The sequence below is a fragment of the Marinoscillum sp. 108 genome, from assembly GCF_902506655.1.
In the GTDB taxonomy this organism is placed as follows: domain Bacteria; phylum Bacteroidota; class Bacteroidia; order Cytophagales; family Cyclobacteriaceae; genus Marinoscillum; species Marinoscillum luteum.
This window is the reverse complement of the sequence record NZ_LR734808.1, coordinates 3363135-3383923: the sequence shown is the minus strand read 5'-3', so window position 1 is coordinate 3383923 and position 20789 is coordinate 3363135. Positions and strand designations below refer to the sequence as shown.

Below are 20789 nucleotides of genomic sequence, written 5' to 3'. Positions count from 1 at the left end.
ATTTGACTTGAAAAAATGGATAAACCGTCAACTAATCACTAAAAATTAATATGACAATTGTCATGTTGTGCTGTGCCTTGCCAGACTGGCTGGCTCTTCTAACTCGCCTTTTTAGCACTCAAGGTCCGCACCGCAAAGACCAGACTTAACAACGCAAATACAGCCCCCAGATAAAACGGTGCACTGGGCAGATACCAATCCGTTTCCGTGGCTGTGAAATAACCAAAAATACCCGTCATCAGTGGTGGCCCCACAATGGAAGTCACACTCACGAGGCTTGTCAGTCCTCCTTGTAGTTCGCCCTGCTCATTAGCATTCACACTGTTGGACATGATGCCTTGCAGTGAAGGTCCCGCGAGCCCACCAAAAGCATACGGGATCATGATGGCATAGAGCATCCAACCCTGAGTGGCCAGGGCAATCATGATAAACCCCAATGCATTGAAGGCGAGACCAGCGTATACAGCATTGGTCTGACCAATTTTATTCACCACCGGCCTGATGATCACGCCCTGCACCAAAGCAATCATGAACCCCACAAAAGCCAATGAATAGCCCACCTGTGCTTCACTCCAGTCAAATTTTTCGATGGTAAAATAAGCCCAGGTACTCTGTGTGGCATGGGCGGCAATGTACACCAGCACCAGTGAAGCAATCAGTCCTATCACAGTCGGGTAGTTGCGGAGCTGGACCAGCGTCCCCCAGGGATTGGCTCGTTTCCAGCTAAACTTTCTTCTATTCTCCGGACTGAGAGATTCTGGAAGCACGAAATACCCATATAGCCAGTTGACCAGAGTCAACCCTGCAGCAGCATAGAACGGAACACGAGAACCAAACTCTCCCAGAATTCCGCCGGTCATAGGACCCACAATAAAGCCCAGCCCAAAGGCCGCCCCGATCATCCCGAAATTTTGTGCCCTTTTCTCCGGGGTAGATACATCTGCTATGTAGGCCGATGCAGTGGTGAAGCTTGCTCCCGTCACGCCAGCTACAATCCGACCCAGGAAAAGCCACCAAATGGTCGGAGCCAGTGCCATGAAAATATAATCTATGCCAAACCCAAAAAGAGCAAAAAGCAAAACTGGTCGTCTGCCAAACTGATCACTCAGCCCGCCCAAAACCGGAGCACAGAGAAACTGCATAAAGGCATAGGCAAACATCAACCAGCCGCCGTATATGGACGCATCACTGATGGTGCCTCCGGTAAGTTCGGTGATGAGTTGGGGAAGTACCGGGATGATAATCCCCAGACCTGTGACGTCTATGAGGACCGTGATAAAGATAAAGCCAAGCGCGGCCTTCTGATTTTTCATAGCAATGGTGAAAGTACGACTTTTCGAAAAGTCGGCGCATTATTTTTTAATCAAAGGGGATTTGGGCCGGATGACCGGCCATACTGCACGCCAATCCAGAGTGATCGACCTAGATGGCCATTGAGATTCTTAATCTATGGAAGGATCCATTTCCTGGGTCAGTTCCCTTAGGCGGAGTACCCCGGCTCCAATGCCGTCAATGTCAGCACCATATTCAAAAGTAACCCGCACGGTCTCTCCTTCTACCTGCAATTCTAACCACTCTGCACCACCATCTGCACAGTCCGGGCATCCTATGGTGGAGGGTAATTGCTGGAATTGATGCACGTCTATTCCTGACCTGATAGCCATCGCATCAGCGGTTGGGAGCTCAGCTACTTTTGTTTTAGTGGCCTGACCATCGTCCCGGGATTTGGCCTGGACGGTGATCTGCGTATCATGCAAGGTGGTCTCCCGAATGCAATAGCCAATACACTCCCCGAAGGAGGTACCATATCGGATATCGCTGGTCGTCATCACCACATCCTCGTCACATCCTATCATCATCCATGCCATTATGATTATTAAAAGGTATTTCATTTTCCCTGGGTGTTTGCTCTATAGACACCTACTTTCCCCCTTCCGTTCGAATTCCCAAAAAAGGGGCTAAAACTTTATTCTTTTGGTCAGCCTCCTAAACCTCAAAATATGTAAAACTCCAGCGAGGGTTAACCCTCCGGAGAGTGCGTACCAAACCCCATGAATCCCAAGATCGAAGGTAAACCCGAGAAGATAACCTCCCGGAATGGCCAGCAACCAGTAGGAAACAAAAGTGACCAAAGTAGGCACTTTCACATCCGTGAGTCCACGAAGTATACCCAGACCCACGGCCTGAACACCATCAGACACCTGAAATGCTGCCGCAATGATCATGAGACTCGCCGCGATTGACTGAACGTGAGCGTCTTTCACATAAAGACCGGTGAGCTCCCCCCTGAACAGGATAAACATCAACGCAGAAACGGACATGAACATGGCCACCAGCGTAAAGGATGTATATCCGGCAATTCTTAGGTTTTTCAAATCCTTAAGTCCCATCTGGTTACCAATGCGAATGGTAGCCGCAGCAGCAATCCCGGTCGCACACATGTAGGTAATGGCAGATAAATTCAACGCAATCTGATGCGCCGCCAGCGCCTCGGCGCTGATCCACCCCACCATGATGGAAGCCGTTGCAAATGCCCCTACCTCAAACACATACTGCATGCCGGAAGGCACCCCAATCTTCAGCATCTTTTTGGCTAGTGCCCAATCAAAAGTCCACTCGAAACCTTTCATTCTTGGTCTGATCATCCACCACATCAGCACGGCCATGATCACCCGACTGACCAAGGTAGCATAACCTGCACCCAGAAGTCCCATCGCTGGGAAACCCAGTGCCCCATAAATCATCACATAGTTGAGGCCTACATTCAGGAGATTGGCGAAAATAGAGACCACCATAGGGTTGAACGTATCAGAAAGCCCCTCGGCAAATTGTCTGTAGGTCTGAAAAATCATCAACGGCATCATGGATGCACACATGATGATCAAATAAGGTCTGGCAGCGGTAGCTACTGCCTCCTCCTGCCCAAAGTACTGCAAAAACGGACTGACTAGCAGTCCCACTGCCATCATGAGCACCGAAAGGAGGATATTCAGCACCATCCCACTCTGAAGGTACTTCATCAGTCGCGGTTGGTCTCCAACCTTCGTGGCTGCTACCAGTGGTGTCACGGCATAGCTCACACCAATGCCAAAAAGCATCAACACGTGGTAGAAAGTACCGGCAAAAGTGGCAGCCGCCAGGGGGATCACCCCTACGCGCCCCACCATCATGGTATCAGCTACAGACACCATGATGTGTCCGAGCTGACCAATCACCACGGGATAGGCCAATACTACGTTTTTACTGAAATGTTCTTTTAGGGTCACGGGGCTATTTTTTGGGGTGGCAAAGATAGAAAACTAATCCATGAGGAAAGGGTCGAACTCACCGGACCTTAAATCCTCAGCATCCTCCCCAATTTGAGTATTGCTACCATGCTCAGACTGTCGGTGATCTTCCCATCCAGTACCATCTGATGAGCCTCAGAAAAGGGAAGTTTCCATATTTTGAGGTCCTCGGTTTCTTCAAAATCGGTCTCTCCCTCAGTGAGGTCCTCTGCCAGAAACGCATAGCCCACCTCATCGGTTACAGAGTTGGACGTATGCATTTTCAATAATTCGGTCCACTTTCGGGCTGAAAGACCCGTCTCCTCTTTCAGCTCCCTTTTGGCTGACTCCAATTTGGATTCCTCCTTAGGGCCGCCTCCCATGGGGATTTCCCAGGAGTATTCTCCGAGGGTATAGCGCCACTGACCTACCAGCCAGGTATTTTTTTGCTCATCCAAAGGGATGATCCCGATGGCGAAATTTTTGAAAAGCACCTTCCCGTATTGACTCAGTCCTCCTCCCGGATTGATCACCATGTCTTCCTCCACGGTGATCCAGGGATTGTCATAGATCAGCTTGCCCGATTGTTTTTTCCAGGGGTTTTTCTCCATCAACCAAAGTTATCAAAACTCTACCTTGTAGCTCAGGTTAGGAAACATTCCCAGCTGGGTGGCATTCCATACTTTATCGGTCTCCGCTCCGTAATACGTAAAGGCTACATTTTCGATCCCAAGCACATTCTGGACATTGATGGCCACCACAGAGGCTGACTTGATTTTATTCCATTTGTAACTCACACCCAGGTCTAAGCGGAAATAGGCGGGTACCTTATCTTCATAGGTGCGGGTATAGTCACGTATGGTATACCCGGCAGCTCTTGAGGCTTCAATATCCACAGGAGACTCCCTCTTCCCGCCTGCATAAATCAGGCGACTGTTCACACTCAGAACTTTTTGTCCGTTGTTGAAGGTGTATTCTTTTCCTCCAAGGGCGTTAAAAATGTAGTTCCCGTTGAATACTGTATTCCGCTCGATTCCGTCAATCGCCGTGTACTTGGACTGGTAGAGCGACCCAGTGGTCATGAAGTAGTAGTTGTTGGTAAAATACTTTTCGAGGGTCAACTCCACACCATAGTTTCTGCCGGTTCCCTTATTGGCCAGTGGTACGGTGGTATATCCATCATAGGAATTAATGGCTGAAAAAGTGCGGGCCTCCATATCGGATATGGTATCATTTGGCCAAACAGGCACATCATACAGATACTGATAGTACACCTCTGACTTCAATTTCAGGTCAGGCTTCAGCATGAGCTCATATCCAATCACTGCATGTGCGGCCCGTGTAAATTTCAGATTCTTATTGTTATAAGTAGAGCTGCCGTCCTGCCGAATCTCTCGTGCCAGATAGAGTGCAATGCTTTCTTTCCTACTGTGAAGCCCAACCCCGCCCGTCAAAGCTCCCTTGGGTGTCACCTGCCACCGCATGCCAGCCCTTGGCTCCACATAGGTCGTATTGTTCAGTCCAAAATAGGTAAGGTGCCCACCTACGTTTACCGAAAAGTCCTGTGTGAACCTGTGCTGCAACTGTGCAAACCCCTGATACAGGTCCGTACTGCCCTTCTCATCCAAAACAGTCACAAATCGCTCCTGATCACGGTGCCAGCTCTCACTTTTCAGATTGAACCCCAGACTGCTGTAGATTCCCCCTGCTCTTAAGGTACTTCTGGCATTGAACTTATGATTCAGAAATGATGAAATCCTGAACTGGCTTTCGGTAAAATCTTCGGTGTACCAAACCTGCTGCCTCAGTGAGTCTTCAGAATAATCATTTCTATTGCCGGAGTACGAAACGATGGATTTCAAATAGGTGTCTTCTCCCAGGTAGACAATATGTGTCAGGCCGGTCGCCCCCATCCACTGACTTTCATCCTCAAAGTAGAAGTCGTTGGTATTGACTGTATCCGCCTTATACCCATAGGTATTGGCCCCACCAAGCCCCCAAAGGGAGAATGTTCCCGCCTTTTTGGTAGGCACAAATACCTTGAATGACAAATCCTGAAAAGTAATATCCTCCTGATCGCCCAGGATATTGATCCCCAAATGCTCAAAAAGGGCAAGTGTGGAATACCTGTAATTGATCAGATAAGAAGCGTTTGAATTTTTACTCAATGGCCCCTCAGAGGCCATTCCAATGCCTAGCAGGCCTACCTGAAAGGAGTGCTCATGCTTGTCGAAGTTTCCCTTACGCAAATTCAGATCAAAAATCCCGGAGGTGGCATTACCGTACTGTGCTGGAAATGCTCCAGTAAAAAAATCCGAACTGCTCAGTACATTGGCGCTAAGCATACTGACCCCTCCGGCTGAGGAACCTACTGAATTGAAATGATTAGGATTAGGGATTTCCACGCCCTCAAGTCTCCACAAAATGCCCTTGGGTGAGTTGCCCCTGATGACAATCTCATTGAGCAAGTCGTCGCCTCCGGTGGTCACTCCTGCTTGGGTAGCTGCTGCCCGTGCCGGATCGTCAAACGTAGCTGCATAGCGACTCGTCTCTTCCACACTGAGCGAGATGGCACTCACAGTGGCCATCTCATTCATGGGCTGACCTTTGTCTTGTTTGTTGGTGGCTACAATTTCCACTGCGGCCATTTCCACAAGCGACTCCACCATTTCTACTTCCATGTATACTTCCTTTCCTGAAGTGACCAGCACATTGGGATGCGTCTTCACCTCATAGCCTACCGAAGAAAAAATCAGGACATGTCTGCCAATAGGCACGGCTGGCAACCTGAAGTACCCCTCCAGGTCGGTCACTGCGCCAAGCATAGGTTCTGAATCCTTGACTAGTACGGTAGCTCCTATAATAGGTGATTTGGATTGCTGATCCACCAAGCGACCCTTGATGGTCTGTGTGAGTGATTGAGCTGAAACATAAGTTCCGGCTACTAAAAAAATGATTGTGGCGATAAATTTCATGTGCATTAATGTTTAAAACACCTTCGGCCAGCTTTACCATATCAATGCCAAAAAATTAAAACCCTCAGAAAAGTGAAATTTCGGCCCTTGTCTTCGCTTTTTGAAAGTACAATTGTATCTAAACAATACAATCAGGTGTCCATTTTCGAAAAACTCAATGGCCTAAACCCCTGTTTCACATTAGTTTGGTTAATCCCTCCTGATAAGTCAGATTGACTTAATTTTACCATGATGCTTTTACCCTATTTTCAGGAAAACCAAATAGAAGCGGGCTGCGATGAAGCCGGAAGAGGCTGTCTGGCCGGACCTGTGGTAGCTGCTGCGGTGGTTCTACCGCCAGACTATCACCACCCCGTACTGAACGACTCCAAACAGCTCACCGAAAAGCAACGCGATGAGCTGAGAATTGAAATAGTCAAAGAAGCCATCAGTTTTGGAGTGGGGGTAGCTTCCCCTGGAGAAATAGATGATATCAATATTCTCAATGCCTCCTATCTGGCCATGCACAGGGCCGTAGATCAGTTAAAAATCACCCCTGAGATGCTCCTCATAGATGGTAACCGCTTCAAACCGCACAATGAAATTCCCTACGAGTGTGTCATAAAAGGAGATGGTAAATATTATTCCATTGCAGCGGCATCCATTTTAGCCAAAACTCATCGGGATGAGCTGATGCGGCAACTCGCACTCGAATTTACCGGCTATAGCTGGGAAACCAACATGGGCTATCCTACCAGGGCTCATCGGTCTGCCATCAAAGCCCAGGGGGTCACCCCGCATCATCGCATGTCCTTTCAGCTGTTACCTGCACAACTGGAGTTGTTTGATTAGAGATGAACATCAGAAACAGATTCGCCCGATCACAGGGAATATCAAATGAAATTCCCAATAAGCAGCTCGCCAGTGAAATAGTCGCCAGCTCGGATGAAGCCAGTATCAGAGAAATACTGCAGATACTGCGAGAGTCCAAAAAACCTGATGAACTCTCAGATGGATTAAAAGTGCTAGAGATGGTCGGAGAGCAAAACCCAGGCCTGTTGGCAGACGCGTTTACTCCGGTATTCACGCTCTTACAGCATACCCAAAATAAGATTCAGTGGAGAGCCATGTCGGCATTGAGCACTTTCTCATTTCTCCACCCCGCTACCACTTTCGACAATCTGGGCGTCATTCTGGACCTGATGGATCAAGGAAGTGTGATCACCAGAGACCATGGGGTGAAAATCCTCATTGGACTATATAAGGAGGATGCCTACAGACGGGACATCGGCCCACTGCTCCTGGAGCAGGTGACCGCCGCACCAGACAATCAACTGGGCCAATATGCTGAGAAATGGATGCAGGTAATCACCCAAGAAGATCGTGCAAAACTCATTCGTGTTTTGGAAATGCGTCAGCCAGAGCTGGTAAACCCTTCCCACCAAAAAAGGATTAGCAGGGTCTTATTGAAACTTCACCGATCACAGAAGAATTTTGAGCCTTAACCAACCGCCTGAAAATGTCCATTAACCATTGCTCCCATACACTTGGGGTTGCTTTGCTTTTGCTTTCAGCCCTTTTTTTGTCCAATGATGCCATAGCTCAGGACAGCACGCGCTACCAAATCCAAACACGTGATGGAAATACCTATTATGGACACATTGTCCAGAAAGAAATCGAATACATCCTTTTTCAAACCGATAATATCGGCCAGATAACGATCAAATTTGACGATATCAATGTGATCCGAAGGATTGGAAAAGACGTAGCCACTGAGCGATACCGTGAATCAAATGCCAGCTACCACGCCCCTGAAGTCTATTTATTTAGGTCCTCGGGTTTTGGCGTAAAAAAAGGAGAGGCCTATTATCGCAATGCATGGCTAATACTCAATGAACTGAACATCGGCTTTACGGATCATTTTTCCCTGGGACTAGGTATGATGCCCTTCGTAGAAGGTAGCTTGCCCGTGTGGATCACCCCAAAACTGACCCTGCCACTTTTAAAGGACAAAGTAAACTTTGGCATTGGCTCCCTCAATGGAGTAGCGCTGGGCGAATCTCAATCAAGTTTTGGTTTGGTCTATGGAGACCTCTCCGTAGGTGGACCCTCCACACATATCAGCCTCGGTGCTGGCAAAGCCTATGAAGAAGGTGAGCTCAATCCCGAACTATTGATCACCTTCAGTGGGGCTGTTAAAATCTCTAAAAACCTTACCCTGATTTCTGAAAATTACACCCTTCAGGACTTTTACCTCTACTCGCTCATTTGCCATCAAAATTTCTCAGCTGTAAACATTCAGTATGGGCTCCTCATCTTTGATACCGATTTCGGGAACCTTACCCTTCCATGGATTGGTCTGGTTGTCCCGATAAAAACGAGGTTCTAACCATTGATCATATCCTTTTTTTCATTTATTTAAAGACAAATTTCCCTTGTGGATAAAAAAATGAACGCCTATGATCACCTGGAAAGACTTTGAGCAAGTGGATATGCGAGTGGGCACGGTAGTGAGGGTAGAAAACTTCCCGGAAGCCCGAAAGCCGGCCTATAAGCTGGAAATTAACTTTGGGCCTGAAATAGGCACGAAAAAAAGCTCGGCACAAATAACCGATTTGTACAAAATTTCAGATATTTTAGGCAAGCAGGTGATTGCAGTGGTGAACTTTCCTCCGAAGCAAATCGGCCCTTACATAAGTGAATGCCTGGTAATGGGGATCTACAATCAGAACAATCAAGTGATCCTGCTGCAGCCAGAGCGAGCCGCACCCAATGGTGCCAAAATCGGTTAATCAGACGCAATTTGTCGGTAAAGAGCAAAAAAACAAGAGTAGACCTGACCTCATGGAATAGAAGCGAGCACTTCCATTTCTTTAAGGAATTTGACGAGCCCTTCTTTGGGATCACTACTCACGTGGACTGCACCAAAGCCTACCATCGGTCCAAAAACGAAGGATTCTCTTTCTACCTCTATTACCTCTACCAATCCCTGAGGGCCATCAATGAAAGCACCTCTTTCCGATACAGAATGGAAAGCGAAGAAGTCTGGTTGTATGAAAGAATACATGCCTCCACCACACTACTGCGAGAAGACAAAACCTTCGCATTTACCTTTGTGCCATACACAGATACTTTTGAGGAATTTGTGCAAGCAGCCCGACTGGAATTTGATGATGCCATGAACTCCACCGGGTTGAGAATGAGCGAGAGCACCAACAGAGCCGATGTGATTCATTACTCATCTATCCCCTGGTTTCCGTTCACGGCCATCTCACACGCCCGCGCCTTCAAATTTGAAGACAGCATCCCGAAGTTTACTTTTGGGAAGTTTCAGGAAGAAAACGGAAACAAGAAGCTTCCTGTGTCACTCCACGTACACCATGGCATGATGGATGGCTATCACGTAGGGCAGTTTCTGGAATTATTCCAACAATTTCTTCTCGACTAGCGCACAAGGATATTCAACCTTTATCGGGTTCATTTTGGCTGGGGGTATTAACTTCGAGGCAATAACAAAAGCATAAAAAACCTATGGCAGAGTTACACCTGGTATCATGGAATGTAAACGGCATCCGAGCGATCATCAAAAAGGATTTTCTTAAAGACATTAAAGAAATGGACCCTGATATCCTGTGCCTGCAAGAGACCAAGGCCCAGCCAGAAGATGCCAGGACTGCCCTGGAGCTGCTGCCACAGTACAAGTCATACCTCAACTCCTCCAAAGCGAGAAAAGGATACTCTGGCACAGCCATTCTCACCAAGGAGGAGCCACTGGAAGTAACCTATGACCTGGGAATAGAAGAGTACGATCAGGAAGGCAGGGTCATTACGGCTGAATTTGATAAATTCTTTCTGGTTACCGTATACACCCCGAACTCTGGTGAAGGCATGAAGCGTCTTGATTTTCGAGCTGAATGGGATAAGGTCTTCCGCGAACACCTGGAGGCGCTCAATGAGAAAAAGCCGGTAATCGTATGCGGCGACCTGAACGTAGCCCATACCGAGCTGGACATAGCCCGGGCTAAGGCCAATTACAATAAAACCTCAGGCTACACCCAGACTGAGATCGATGGAATGGACAACCTCATCAATGCGGGATTTATTGACACCTTTCGCCATTTTCATCCGGAGGAGATCAAATATTCCTGGTGGAATTATAAGTTCAAAGCCCGTGAGCGAAATGTGGGCTGGCGTATTGACTATTTCCTGGTGAGTAAAGAGCTCGGGCCCGCACTCCAGTCCGCTCACATCTACAATGACCGGTTCGGATCAGACCATTGTCCGGTAGGGATTAAGCTATCGAATGGTTAAATTATGAGATGATTGGAAAAATCTTCCTTTTACTCGTTTGCCTGAGTATTCTGACTGCTTGCTATGATAGTGATCAGAACAGCATGGCCAATTGTGAAAGGAACTTTTTCGACCCGAAAAGAACTTCGGCCCAGGTACTGGACAACGAGCACATGGTGCTCAAGCGAGTCATCAATCCGGACACCACCTTTTTTTACCTGGAATGGCTTGATGCCAACGACCAGTTATCGCTCCTGATTTTTCATCCCGGTCATAAGAATTTTCTGGGTGCGGAATCCCTCTCCCATTATTATGTCTCCGGAGACATCAAGGCATCATGTCCATCTGACCCCAGCATCAATGGAGTGCCCACACAGTTTATTGACATCTTCAATGCAGAGAAGATCAGCCACTGCGTCGTAAACGCTAAGCAGCCTGATGATCGCCCCCTGACGATAACTTATTGGCGATTTTTGGGCTTCCGTACTCCGGAAGGGATCCTTTCTCCCACCTGTGAAGAGAACTTCCTCTACCTCGTGTTCACGACCAGCCAGGTGAACCCTGTGAACCCGGATGACCGGTACTTTGCAGAAATCTACAATGGGGTGAATGATTGCGTCTATATCTACCGGCTGCTTTCCGGCTCACTCGGCATCATCACTCGCTCTTTCTGCTATCGGGAAGAGCTGGCACCCACCACCAGCTCGGAAAAATATGGCAATCGGTACATGCAGGGTCTGCTGGACCCGGATGCCATCCATATCTCGCATTCGGGCTCCACACTGGTCATTAGTCCGGAAAACATGACGGATGAAATGATCTTCGTGGGACTTTAGGAGTTTTTCCTATTTTTGCGCCCAAACAAACATTCCCCATGACAACACAAAAAATACCCCTACACGAATTACACGTTTCCCTTGGCGGCAAAATGGTTCCTTTTGCGGGATTTGAAATGCCGGTGCGATACAGCTCAGACAAAGAGGAGCACATGAAAGTACGCGAATCCGTCGGGGTATTTGACGTCTCTCACATGGGTGAATTTATGATCACCGGCCCCCAGGCACTGGATTTGATCCAAAAGGTCACTTCCAATGATGCTTCCAAAATAGTGGACGGCCAGGCCCAATACTCCTGCCTGCCCAACGACAAAGGCGGCATTGTGGACGACCTGATTGTCTATCGTTTTGGGCCGGAAGAGTACATGCTGGTAGTCAATGCTTCCAACATCGAAAAAGACTGGAACTGGATCAAGTCTCATAATGACTTTGATGCCCAAATGGAAAATATTTCTGTTGATACAGCACTTTTTGCTGTGCAGGGCCCAAAGGCCGCTGAGGTACTTCAGCGACTAACAGAGGTGGATCTGTCAGCTATTAAATTTTATCACTTCACCACAGGAGTACTGGCGGAAAAAGAGATGATCATTTCAGGCACAGGCTATACAGGTGCGGGTGGGTTTGAGCTATACGTAGACAAGCAAGATGCCCTGGAAGTGTGGGAAGCCATTTTTGAAGCTGGAAAAGAATTTGATATAGCTCCTATCGGTCTGGGTGCCCGTGATACCCTCAGAATGGAAATGGGATTTTGTCTTTACGGGAATGACATTACAGATGAGACCTCCCCGCTCGAAGCGGGACTTGGCTGGATCACCAAGTTCACCAAAGACTTTGTGAATGCTGAAGCTCTGAAAAAACAGAAGGAGGAAGGCGTCACCAAAAGATTAGTCGGATTTGAAATGGTGGACAAAGGCATTCCAAGGCACGACTATGAAATAGTGGATGAAAATGGGGTTGCTATTGGCATTGTAACCTCTGGTACCATGTCACCACTGCTCAATAAGGGCATCGGTCTTGGTTATGTTAATACAGGTTATCATCAGCCGGACAGCAAAATCTTCATTGCCATCAGAAACAAGCAACTCGAAGCCCGAGTCACCAAACCTCCATTTATCAAATGAATGTTATAGAAGTCTGTCTTACGCCTGAACTCATCCACCAATATACGCTTCAGGGAAAAATCGCTGTGGTAGTGGATATCTTCAGGGCCACCTCATGCATGGTTACAGGTATGGCTCACGGGGTGAAATCTATTCACCCGGTAGCCAGCGTGGAAGAATGCCTGGCCCTCGGCCAGCAGGGTATGGTGACCGCCGGGGAGCGCGGGGGCATCAAAGTGGATGGCTTTACCATCGGAAATTCGCCGTTCGAGTATATGCAGGAGGAGTTCAAGGGGCAGTCTATCGCTGTGAGCACCACCAATGGCACCAAAACCATTCTGGCATCCACGGATGCGGATGAGATCCTGATAGGAGCATTCTTAAACCTGCAGGCACTCGTGGATTACATAACCACCCAACGAAAAGATGTGGTGGTACACTGTGCCGGATGGAAGGGCACTGTGAACATAGAAGACACCCTGTTTGCCGGCGCCCTGGCCAGCGCCCTTGCAGAGAGTCATACCCTCTCTGGTGATGCCGCCCTGTTGGCGTTTGAGCTTTATGAAGCCAATCAATCTGATCTGCTGAAGATCGCAAGAGCTTCCTCTCATGCTCAGAGGCTCTCAGGGTTTGGCGTGGAAAAAGACATTGAATTTTGCATGGACCAAAGCCTGTACACGGCCATCCCGACTTATAACAACGGCTGCCTGAAAGTGATCAGCTAAAAAGTGGTGCAACGGCACCTTCGGTGATCTCCACAGACCCCCAGACGTTTCCCGTCAGGTAAGGTTCATTGGCCTTCCAGTCGTTCAACTCAGCTTCAGAATCAAAGTTCATCACCATCACGGAGCCTGCCATCTTGCCGTTTTCCAGGATCGCCACAGCGTAAAGCAGTTTTCCCTCCTCTTTCAGCTTTTTGGCACCTTCCAGATGGGCGGCACGATTTTGCTGTCTTCTCTCAAAGCCGTCTTTGTGGTCACGGCCGATTACCAGATAAGTCATAATACGAAAATTTAAAACTTGGGCTTGGTACCCAGCTCCATATCACTCAGCTCTATTTCGAGTGCCCGGGTGGAAAGCTGGATTTCACGTAAAGATATAAACAGGGAAAGCAACAAACAGACCAGGCTAATGCCAAAAATAACACTGCCCCACTCTCCCACTTTGAGGTAGATGAAAAACATGGCCAATACGCACAAAAACAAACTACCTACTCCAAAAAACTGCATGGTTCGGATGAGAAACAGCCGGAGGCGAAGGTTTTGAATCTGCCCTTTCAGTACACTCTCAGGGTTGTTGAGGTATTTGGTGTGTAACTGCCGGATAATACTTGCAATAGCCAGAAATCGATTGGTGTATGCCAAAAGTAAGAGGGAAATAGCCGGAAACAATAAAGCAGGTGTGGTCAGTGATACTTCCATTATTTCAATTTCTCATTTTCCTGATGCCTGGTGGCATCCCTTACATTCTTCTTTTGAAAGTTTTTTTGAAGAGCCTCTGTCAGATCCACGCCCGTTTGGTTCGCCATGCAAATCAACACCCAGAGCACATCGGCCATTTCATCACCCAGGTCTCGACCTTTATCCGATTCTTTAAAAGATTGCTCTCCATAGGTACGAGCCATGAGACGTGCCAACTCACCCACTTCCTCAGTCAGGATGGTCATATTCGTCAGCTCACCAAAATACCGTACCCCGGTGGTTTTTATCCACTGATCTACCTTTTCCTGTGCCTCCCGGATCGTGATCTCACCTTCGGACATTGGCATCCAGGTTTTCATTGAGGTGTTTGATTTCGAAGCCTGCCATATCCAGGTTGCTGAGGAAAAAATATAGTCTACTCTCTTCAGAATCTTTGAGTGAATCTAAATCTGGACTAAACTCCTCAAAGTGTTCGTGAGGGAAACGCTTCCCCACCTCGTAATGGTCCTCCCAGAAAAGCGCCTCTTCTACATTGCCGTCAGCTCCATAGTAGTACTTATATTCATAGGCCATATGCCCATCTTTCTCCACTACCAGATGTCCACTAAAAATGGGAGTATTGTTTTCAAAGTAAAAATAATCGTCCCTATCTACATGAGATGTATGAAGAATACCAACAAGTTTGAGCAGACTTTCATCCATAAAGTAACCCCGGATTTTGTAGATGGAGTCACCGGAGTGAAAATCATCTTCTATTATTCGCACTCTGTGATTAGCATCTATATCGCCTACCTTTTTATTAATGGAGGCCACCAATGGCCTTTTCTCCTTGCTGACCGTATCACAGGCCACCAGCACGGAGGCTACGATGATTAGGTAAATGAGCTTTTTCATACAATTGATCATTTTTCTTACAATATAACTATTTCCTTTTTTTCATTGCAGTTTCCTCCATTTCAACAAAATCAAAAGCCTCCACTACAAATGCTATCCTACCGACATTGCCCTGCAATACAAAGCTTTTTTGTGGTCAACTGAAAACCATTGCGGGTTTTACACGTGTTTATCTAAAAAACAAACCCTTATGAAACAATTCAAAACCTTTTCAAACGTACTCCTGGCCATGGCCTTTATCTGGCTCACATCATCTGGCCTGATGGCTCAGGACAAAGACAAAAACAAACGACCTAGCCCGCCTGCCCAGGTGACCAACACGGTGAATGGAACTACTGTCACTATAGATTACAGCCAGCCTTCAGTCAAAGGGCGAACCATCTGGGGCGATTTGGTACCTTATGGCAAAGTATGGCGAACCGGTGCCAATGAAGCCACCTGGATTGAAGTCTCAGCTGATGTAAAAATTGGCGACAAGACTTTGCCTAAAGGAAAATATTCAATGTTTACCATCCCCGGAGAGGATGAATGGGTAGTGATTTTCAATAGTACCTGGGATCAATGGGGACACTACAACTACGACAAAAGCAAGGATGTGCTTCGTGTGAAAGCAACCCCTCTGAAGTCTGCCAAATTCAGCGAGCAATTTACCATAGGCCTGTCAGAGGATGGCGTGGTGAATATGGACTGGGCCAACCTTTCCGCCCGATTTGATATCGATTAAATCAGATAACATTACAAAAAACAAGCGCGACAGGATCATATCCTGTCGCGCTTGTTTTTTTATGGTCAGGCCTAAACCCGATTAAATAATATTCATGCTTTGTTCCTTGATTTTCTCCAGCTCATCCTTCATCTGCACCACTGCGCGCTGGATCACAGCATCGTTGGCCTTAGCACCGATAGTGTTGATCTCACGTCCGATCTCCTGAGAAATAAATCCTAGTTTTTTACCCTGAGAATCCCCTGACTCCATCACTTCCCTGAAATACTCCAGGTGTCTGCCCAAACGGACCTTCTCTTCAGTGATGTCTAGTTTTTCAATATAATAGATGAGTTCCTGCTCAAATCGATTCTGATCTACCTGTGTTTTCTCTTTGATATCTTCGATGCTGGAGGAGATGCGCTCACGGATCTGGCTGATTCGCTGTGGGTCATGCTCGGTCACCTCTGCCAGGCCATTCGCTATACCATCCAAATAGCTGGATAGCTTCTCCTGAAGGCTTTTCCCCTCTGCCGCACGAAACTGATTGCATTTCTCCAATGCTTCCATCAGCGCGCCCTGTACCATTTCCCAGTCTACTTCATTATTACCCCCATCCGGCACAATCACATCAGGAGAGTGCAGGGCCAGCCGAAACAAATCCTTGGGGTTGGCACCCACTTCCGCTGCCAGTTGCTCGTACTGACGGTAGTAACTTTTGAATAATTGTTGATTGATATGTACGGCAGGCTCTTCCAGATTCACCGGAATCAACTCTATCGTGAGATTTACCTTTCCACGCTTCAGGTGCTGAGTCATGAGGTTTTTAATCTCCAGTTCTTTGTCCGCAAGCTCCCTTGGAAGTTTCGGTGCCAGATCCAAAAACTTACTATTTAAGGTTTTGATCTCCACTTTTACACGGTACATTTTGGACTCTGCCTCGGCAGATCCAAAACCAGTCATTGAATAAAGCATGCGCTAATTTAGAAATCTAATCCGAGAGTAAGGTGAATTCTGGTATCTCCTATTGCAAAGTCCCGAATAGGATGGGCCACATCCACCTTTAAATAATACCCCAAAAGCACCGTCCGCAAGCCAAAACCATAGCTAGCCAGCCATGGATTCTGAAAATTGGCCAGCTCCGCACTAAATGCTGACCCCTCTACGACATACTTCTTGGTGAAAGCACTCCCCTCCTGTGTAAAAGGTGGCTTCCCTGTCCAGGCCGTGCCAAGGTCATAAAAGCCAATGAGCTGAAAATTTCTCAAAAAAGCTGATGAAATGGGGGCATTGGAAAAATAGCGGAAGACTGGCAAGCGCAGCTCTGCATTGAAGACCAATGCGTTGGTTCCATAGAGCTCATTGTAATCAAACCCCCTGAGGTTAGTCACAAACTTTGAAAACAGGATATTGGAGTTATCCCTGGCATTGGACATAGCCAGCGGATCATTTACACCCTGATCTTCGTAACTATTGAACAACCAGTTTTGCATCCCTCCGATCAGGTAATTCTGCTGGTTGGCTCCCATAGACCGTCCGTAGAACAGCCGACCCGCTAACGTGAATTCACGATGAATTTTCTGGTAGTGTCTCAGATCCACATTGAGTCGACTAAAACTTTTGTCCATCCCGTTCAATCCCAGATAGTTTTCAAACTCTATCAACCCACGGGTACCCTGATAAATGTTAAACCCTTTCTCGATGGTATTATCTACGACCAGCGCTGCCCGAGCACCTCCATAATGAACCATGCTATTAGGTGCCAATACTGTAGCAGTATTATTCTGGATCACAGCTTCCCATTGAAGGTTTGAAAAACGGGTATTGGCATAAAATGGGAATACCTCAAACCGAAAAGTGTTGGTAAGAGGCAGCGATGCGCCTACTTCCACCTGATTGAGGGTGTATTTCTGGATAAGGTCTCCTTCCTGAGTGCCCCGCAGAAAACTCACATTTGGATCGATGATATAAGTGTTCCTGTCAAATCGCACTTTAAAATCCATCCAGTATTTCAGGTACTGGTACTCCCCGTAGATATTGGCACTCCTCAGGTCGGTATTGGTGAGCACGCCCCCGTTGAGTCGGTGGTTTTCCAGAAGGTCATTGATCTCCGTCTCCAACAGAATGCTAAACCCTCTTATCGGGTCTATGGCGAAGGAGGTAATCAGGTTGTTGAAACTAAATCTGGGATCATAAGGCTGTGGACCTATCACTCTGGACTCCCGCTCCAGTTTTCTGTAGCTGGAAAAGAATGATTCTGGTCGGAATGCTGCCTTCACATCCTCCTCAAACACATAATTATCGGTATCAATCAGGCCATCATCCTTTGGTTTGTCCAACACCACCGCATCCTTCTCTGGCTCTTCCTCAAAAAAGAATGAATCCGGTAAGACCAATGAATCAATATCCGTCAGTTCGATTTCAGGTTCGGGAATGGGCTCGGGCTCTGGTTTCTTTCTTTGAGGTAACCGGGCAGCAATAAACCGGGCCTGCTGCAATCGCTGACGCCCTGTCTGTGGGGTGAAAATCCTTCTATTGAGGTCATAGGGAGACTCCACAAAGACCTTTGGCCTGCCCTCATCCAGCATCATGAAACTGAGCTTATCGGGATTATTGAAAGCCAGATCATAGTCGATGATGCTGTAGTGAAAGTCAGAAACCTGCACGAAAGTAGAATCCCTCAGACTGTATTTGTACAAATTAGTAATCCCCTTCTGATCACTGAGGTAAAAGATCTCATTCTGATTTTTGGCAATAGGTTTGCGATCCACACTATAGGTGTTAGTGAGGCGGACAAAACTGGTAGTGGTAGTATCCAGGTTGTAGACAAACAGGTTGTAATTATTGCCCACTGCCTCCAGTGTTGATTTTGCGCTGGAAACTTTCACAGAATCAGTCTCTCTGTTGGAGCTGAACACAATGGTGGAGGTGCCTGGTATAAACACCGGATCAAGGTCATCATAAAGGTCTGTGGTGATGCGTTTGAGGGCATTGCGCCGCATACTGATCAAAAACAGATCGTTCTGACCATCCACATCCCCACTGATAATGGCCAGCTTTCCATTGTCATTGAAAGAAAAACTCTCTACCTGCCTGAATCGATTGAGGGGCTTCTGAAATTTATCTCCATTGATGACATCATAGGTATTCAGGTACAAATATCCTCGCTTATAAAGAAGCACCCCCAATGTTTGATTGTCTTGCCAATCGATCAGCGGCAGGTGGTAATCAATATCCTGATCGTTGATCAGGTAGCCTCCTCTCACCACCGTGGATTCCCTTCCTGAAGTGAGATTATACACATTCACTTCATACCGACCATTCTTATGGTAAGCATAGGCCACCTTATCGCCATCGGCATTCATCTTCACATGCGAGAGGGTGATGTCTTTGTTCTTGAACCCAGCGATGATGTCTTCCTGCTTTGGCCCACGATAATTCTCTTCGATCTCCTCCCGCTGGAGCATGTAGTAGTTTTGCCAGTCACCCAAAAAATCCTTGAAGGAGATCCCCAGGGTACTGGAGATACTGTTTTCCTCGTTGCGGATGATACGTGTGAGGTTGAGAATATTGGAAATATTACTCTTCCCGTACTTGATGGCAATATAGTTCCAGATGGACTGACCGATGATTTCAGCTTCTTCGTTCTGTATTTTCACCAGTTTTTTGATCTTCTTCCGGTCCAGATAATCTCTTACATAATCGTCCATCTCCTGAGACCATCCGTAGCTTAGGTAGCGGGCCGCACCACCAATGAACCACTCCGGGAGAGAAAGCAGATAAGAGTTTTGAAAGATCTCCGCCAGACTACCCCCAAACATCATGTCATTGATCAGGATTTGGGAGAGTTTATGAATCATTTCATGCTTAAACTCATAGGCCTGACCCGGATAGGCCAGCTCCACCTGAAGTTTCACAAAATCGGTCTTACCCCCAATGGTAAAAACATCCCCACCTATGCCAATATTGCTCTGCTGAAGGTCCTGAATGGAATTGTAAATGAAGATTTTAGTCTTGGTATAGGGTGCATAGCCGAGAATATCTGTGAGCTCCACAAATTCCTTCTCCAGAAAACTCAGGGCTTCATTGGCATACTCCTGACCTCCGGGGTAGTAGTACACTTCAAAGTTATTGGTGGAGTAGTAGTACCAGTCGAATCGCTTGTACTGGATCCGGTTATGCCCGAATGGGGTATGATAGTATTGAGCCACAGCCGAAACCGTCGCTAACATCACCATCACAATTGTCAATAAGAACCCTTTCATTTAATCGCTCTGCTTACATTCACTTCCGGAATAATTACACCATCCCCGTTCAGGTAATTTACCAATTGACGGGCAAAATATGGAACTAATGAAACGCCTTTTGTTCCGAACCCATTAAATATGCCAATACGGGGCAGGTCCTGATGAAAACCGATCAGCGGCCTTCGGTCAAATGTGGCGGGGCGAACTCCTGCCGATTCTGAAACAACCGCATATTCCCCCTGATACAACTTACCTAACCGATCTTTCAGGTTTTTGATTCCGCTTTCAGACGGTTCATAGTCCAGTTGAGCGTGATCGTAAGTAGACCCCACACTGAAGTGACCGTTTTTCGGAAGGACAAACACGCCTCTGTTCAGGATCAAATCTGTAGGCAGTGGGCTGTCTATTTCGAGAATCTCCCCTTTGACCAACTTAAATGGCAACCATCCCCAGTAAGGATTGTTTACTGCCATGGGCCCTTCACAAAAAATCACCTTCTCCGCCACGATATCTTTATACGTCACCTCCCGCTCGTTTATTGTCATCTGATCGTACTGAAACACTTCGGCACGGTAGGCTCCCTTATCCAGAAAATACTTTTTGAGGTGACGAAGCATGACCGGCAGATTGACATACCCACACAAAGCCAATACCAATCCTCCCACCGGATCGATCACACCCGGAAGCTGCATGGATTTTGCCCGCAATTCTTTTACAAAAGGAGCATACTCCGCCTCTGAAGCTTTCACTGACCAGTCGTTTTGCTCTTCAAAGTTGAAAAAAGGCCTGTAAATGGGCATGGGGTAAATAAAGTGTGCACCCAGTGTTTGCTCCAAGCCGAGATAGTATCCTTCCAGCCCCGGAAACAACTCATCGGCCAGCCATGTTTTCACCAACTTTCGGCCTGTGATAGGGTTATAAATCCCCGCAGCCTTGTTGGATGAGGTGTTCTTCTTTTCTTCATTCAGCACAAGCACCCGCCGGCCCGCCTGCTCCAGCTCATAAGCAAGCAAACTCCCTGCTATCCCCTGCCCTACAATCAAATAATCGACTTTCTCCACGGCCTAAACTTATTTTT

General features: G+C 47.2%; 22 protein-coding genes. 10 read left to right on the top strand and 12 right to left on the bottom strand.

Annotated features, from left to right (window positions below; genetic code table 11):
- Positions 1-98 precede the first annotated feature (98 nt).
- The 5 genes from GV030_RS13775 to GV030_RS13755 form a co-directional block, all read right to left on the bottom strand.
- The gene (locus tag GV030_RS13775) at positions 99-1313 is read right to left on the bottom strand and encodes a TCR/Tet family MFS transporter (protein WP_159582981.1); all 1215 of its coding nucleotides are present in this window, start codon (positions 1311-1313) and stop codon (positions 99-101) included.
- A 129-nt stretch (positions 1314-1442) separates the two neighbouring features.
- The gene (locus GV030_RS13770) at positions 1443-1892 is read right to left on the bottom strand and encodes a hypothetical protein (protein ID WP_159582979.1); all 450 of its coding nucleotides are present in this window, start codon (positions 1890-1892) and stop codon (positions 1443-1445) included.
- Positions 1893-1958: 66 nt separating this feature from the next.
- Positions 1959-3266: an MATE family efflux transporter gene (locus tag GV030_RS13765; RefSeq protein ID WP_159582977.1), complete on the bottom strand. Its 1308-nt coding sequence runs from the start codon at positions 3264-3266 to the stop codon at positions 1959-1961.
- Positions 3267-3334: 68 nt separating this feature from the next.
- Positions 3335-3877 carry an NUDIX hydrolase gene (locus GV030_RS13760; protein ID WP_185155818.1) on the bottom strand — a complete coding sequence of 181 codons (543 nt, stop codon included), beginning with the start codon at positions 3875-3877 and terminating at the stop codon, positions 3335-3337.
- A 12-nt stretch (positions 3878-3889) separates the two neighbouring features.
- Entirely contained in the window at positions 3890-6241 is a 2352-nt protein-coding gene (locus tag GV030_RS13755) for a TonB-dependent receptor (protein ID WP_159582973.1), read from the bottom strand.
- Between the two features lie 231 nt (positions 6242-6472).
- Between GV030_RS13755 and GV030_RS13750 the strand changes: the two genes are divergently transcribed.
- From GV030_RS13750 to GV030_RS13710, 9 genes are all read left to right on the top strand, one after another.
- Positions 6473-7072: a ribonuclease HII gene (locus GV030_RS13750; protein ID WP_159583814.1), complete on the top strand. Its 600-nt coding sequence runs from the start codon at positions 6473-6475 to the stop codon at positions 7070-7072.
- Positions 7073-7074: 2 nt separating this feature from the next.
- The gene (locus tag GV030_RS13745; RefSeq protein ID WP_159582971.1) at positions 7075-7725 is read left to right on the top strand and encodes a hypothetical protein; all 651 of its coding nucleotides are present in this window, start codon (positions 7075-7077) and stop codon (positions 7723-7725) included.
- 14 nt (positions 7726-7739) lie between these two features.
- Entirely contained in the window at positions 7740-8609 is an 870-nt protein-coding gene (locus GV030_RS13740) for a hypothetical protein (RefSeq protein WP_159582969.1), read from the top strand.
- A 70-nt stretch (positions 8610-8679) separates the two neighbouring features.
- Complete coding sequence (locus GV030_RS13735; RefSeq protein ID WP_159582967.1) at positions 8680-9012, top strand: tRNA-binding protein; 333 nt, start codon at positions 8680-8682, stop codon at positions 9010-9012.
- 11 nt (positions 9013-9023) lie between these two features.
- Positions 9024-9668 (top strand): chloramphenicol acetyltransferase, encoded by a 645-nt coding sequence (locus GV030_RS13730; protein ID WP_221413343.1) that lies wholly within the window; start codon positions 9024-9026, stop codon positions 9666-9668.
- A gap of 83 nt (positions 9669-9751) precedes the next feature.
- Positions 9752-10531, top strand: a complete 780-nt coding sequence (locus tag GV030_RS13725) for an exodeoxyribonuclease III (RefSeq protein WP_159582963.1) — start codon at positions 9752-9754, stop codon at positions 10529-10531.
- A gap of 8 nt (positions 10532-10539) precedes the next feature.
- Complete coding sequence (locus tag GV030_RS13720) at positions 10540-11346, top strand: hypothetical protein (protein WP_159582961.1); 807 nt, start codon at positions 10540-10542, stop codon at positions 11344-11346.
- 38 nt (positions 11347-11384) lie between these two features.
- A complete protein-coding gene (gene gcvT, locus GV030_RS13715; protein ID WP_159582959.1) occupies positions 11385-12467 on the top strand; it encodes a glycine cleavage system aminomethyltransferase GcvT in 1083 nt (360 codons plus the stop codon).
- Complete coding sequence (locus GV030_RS13710; RefSeq protein ID WP_159582957.1) at positions 12464-13171, top strand: 2-phosphosulfolactate phosphatase; 708 nt, start codon at positions 12464-12466, stop codon at positions 13169-13171. The genes gcvT and GV030_RS13710 overlap by 4 nt, the downstream gene beginning before the upstream one ends.
- Here GV030_RS13710 and GV030_RS13705 read toward each other — a convergent pair.
- From GV030_RS13705 to GV030_RS13690, 4 genes are read right to left on the bottom strand one after another with little or no spacing between them, the layout of a single operon-like run.
- Positions 13164-13448 (bottom strand): YciI family protein, encoded by a 285-nt coding sequence (locus tag GV030_RS13705; protein WP_159582955.1) that lies wholly within the window; start codon positions 13446-13448, stop codon positions 13164-13166. The genes GV030_RS13710 and GV030_RS13705 overlap by 8 nt on opposite strands.
- Positions 13449-13459: 11 nt before the next feature.
- A complete protein-coding gene (locus GV030_RS13700; RefSeq protein WP_185155817.1) occupies positions 13460-13867 on the bottom strand; it encodes a DUF2721 domain-containing protein in 408 nt (135 codons plus the stop codon).
- Positions 13867-14193, bottom strand: a complete 327-nt coding sequence (locus tag GV030_RS13695; RefSeq protein ID WP_159583810.1) for a nucleotide pyrophosphohydrolase — start codon at positions 14191-14193, stop codon at positions 13867-13869. Before GV030_RS13695 ends, GV030_RS13700 begins: the two co-directional genes overlap by 1 nt.
- A gap of 1 nt (position 14194) precedes the next feature.
- Positions 14195-14761, bottom strand: coding sequence for a hypothetical protein (locus tag GV030_RS13690; protein WP_159582953.1), 567 nt, complete (start codon positions 14759-14761; stop codon positions 14195-14197).
- 190 nt (positions 14762-14951) lie between these two features.
- Between GV030_RS13690 and GV030_RS13685 the strand changes: the two genes are divergently transcribed.
- Positions 14952-15485 carry a DUF2911 domain-containing protein gene (locus GV030_RS13685; protein WP_159582951.1) on the top strand — a complete coding sequence of 178 codons (534 nt, stop codon included), beginning with the start codon at positions 14952-14954 and terminating at the stop codon, positions 15483-15485.
- A gap of 81 nt (positions 15486-15566) precedes the next feature.
- Here GV030_RS13685 and GV030_RS13680 read toward each other — a convergent pair whose 3' ends face one another.
- Genes GV030_RS13680 through GV030_RS13670 form a run of 3 tightly spaced genes read right to left on the bottom strand, consistent with a single transcriptional unit; the run spans position 15567 to position 20772 of the window.
- Positions 15567-16439, bottom strand: a complete 873-nt coding sequence (locus GV030_RS13680; protein ID WP_159582949.1) for a YicC/YloC family endoribonuclease — start codon at positions 16437-16439, stop codon at positions 15567-15569.
- An 8-nt stretch (positions 16440-16447) separates the two neighbouring features.
- Positions 16448-19729, bottom strand: coding sequence for a translocation protein TolB (locus GV030_RS13675; RefSeq protein WP_159582947.1), 3282 nt, complete (start codon positions 19727-19729; stop codon positions 16448-16450).
- Positions 19726-20772 (bottom strand): FAD-binding oxidoreductase, encoded by a 1047-nt coding sequence (locus GV030_RS13670; protein ID WP_159582945.1) that lies wholly within the window; start codon positions 20770-20772, stop codon positions 19726-19728. The genes GV030_RS13675 and GV030_RS13670 overlap by 4 nt, the downstream gene beginning before the upstream one ends.
- Positions 20773-20789 lie beyond the last annotated feature (17 nt).

Coding starts and splice junctions, on each gene's coding strand:
- GV030_RS13775 (WP_159582981.1), bottom strand. CDS start 1,313: ATGAAAAATCAGAAGGCCGCGCTTGGCTTTATCTTTATCACGGTCCTC.
- GV030_RS13770 (WP_159582979.1), bottom strand. CDS start 1,892: ATGAAATACCTTTTAATAATCATAATGGCATGGATGATGATAGGATGT.
- GV030_RS13760 (WP_185155818.1), bottom strand. CDS start 3,877: ATGGAGAAAAACCCCTGGAAAAAACAATCGGGCAAGCTGATCTATGAC.
- GV030_RS13755 (WP_159582973.1), bottom strand. CDS start 6,241: ATGAAATTTATCGCCACAATCATTTTTTTAGTAGCCGGAACTTATGTT.
- GV030_RS13750 (WP_159583814.1), top strand. CDS start 6,473: ATGCTTTTACCCTATTTTCAGGAAAACCAAATAGAAGCGGGCTGCGAT.
- GV030_RS13745 (WP_159582971.1), top strand. CDS start 7,075: ATGAACATCAGAAACAGATTCGCCCGATCACAGGGAATATCAAATGAA.
- GV030_RS13740 (WP_159582969.1), top strand. CDS start 7,740: ATGTCCATTAACCATTGCTCCCATACACTTGGGGTTGCTTTGCTTTTG.
- GV030_RS13735 (WP_159582967.1), top strand. CDS start 8,680: ATGATCACCTGGAAAGACTTTGAGCAAGTGGATATGCGAGTGGGCACG.
- GV030_RS13725 (WP_159582963.1), top strand. CDS start 9,752: ATGGCAGAGTTACACCTGGTATCATGGAATGTAAACGGCATCCGAGCG.
- GV030_RS13720 (WP_159582961.1), top strand. CDS start 10,540: ATGATTGGAAAAATCTTCCTTTTACTCGTTTGCCTGAGTATTCTGACT.
- gcvT (WP_159582959.1), top strand. CDS start 11,385: ATGACAACACAAAAAATACCCCTACACGAATTACACGTTTCCCTTGGC.
- GV030_RS13710 (WP_159582957.1), top strand. CDS start 12,464: ATGAATGTTATAGAAGTCTGTCTTACGCCTGAACTCATCCACCAATAT.
- GV030_RS13705 (WP_159582955.1), bottom strand. CDS start 13,448: ATGACTTATCTGGTAATCGGCCGTGACCACAAAGACGGCTTTGAGAGA.
- GV030_RS13700 (WP_185155817.1), bottom strand. CDS start 13,867: ATGGAAGTATCACTGACCACACCTGCTTTATTGTTTCCGGCTATTTCC.
- GV030_RS13690 (WP_159582953.1), bottom strand. CDS start 14,761: ATGAAAAAGCTCATTTACCTAATCATCGTAGCCTCCGTGCTGGTGGCC.
- GV030_RS13685 (WP_159582951.1), top strand. CDS start 14,952: ATGAAACAATTCAAAACCTTTTCAAACGTACTCCTGGCCATGGCCTTT.
- GV030_RS13680 (WP_159582949.1), bottom strand. CDS start 16,439: ATGCTTTATTCAATGACTGGTTTTGGATCTGCCGAGGCAGAGTCCAAA.
- GV030_RS13675 (WP_159582947.1), bottom strand. CDS start 19,729: ATGAAAGGGTTCTTATTGACAATTGTGATGGTGATGTTAGCGACGGTT.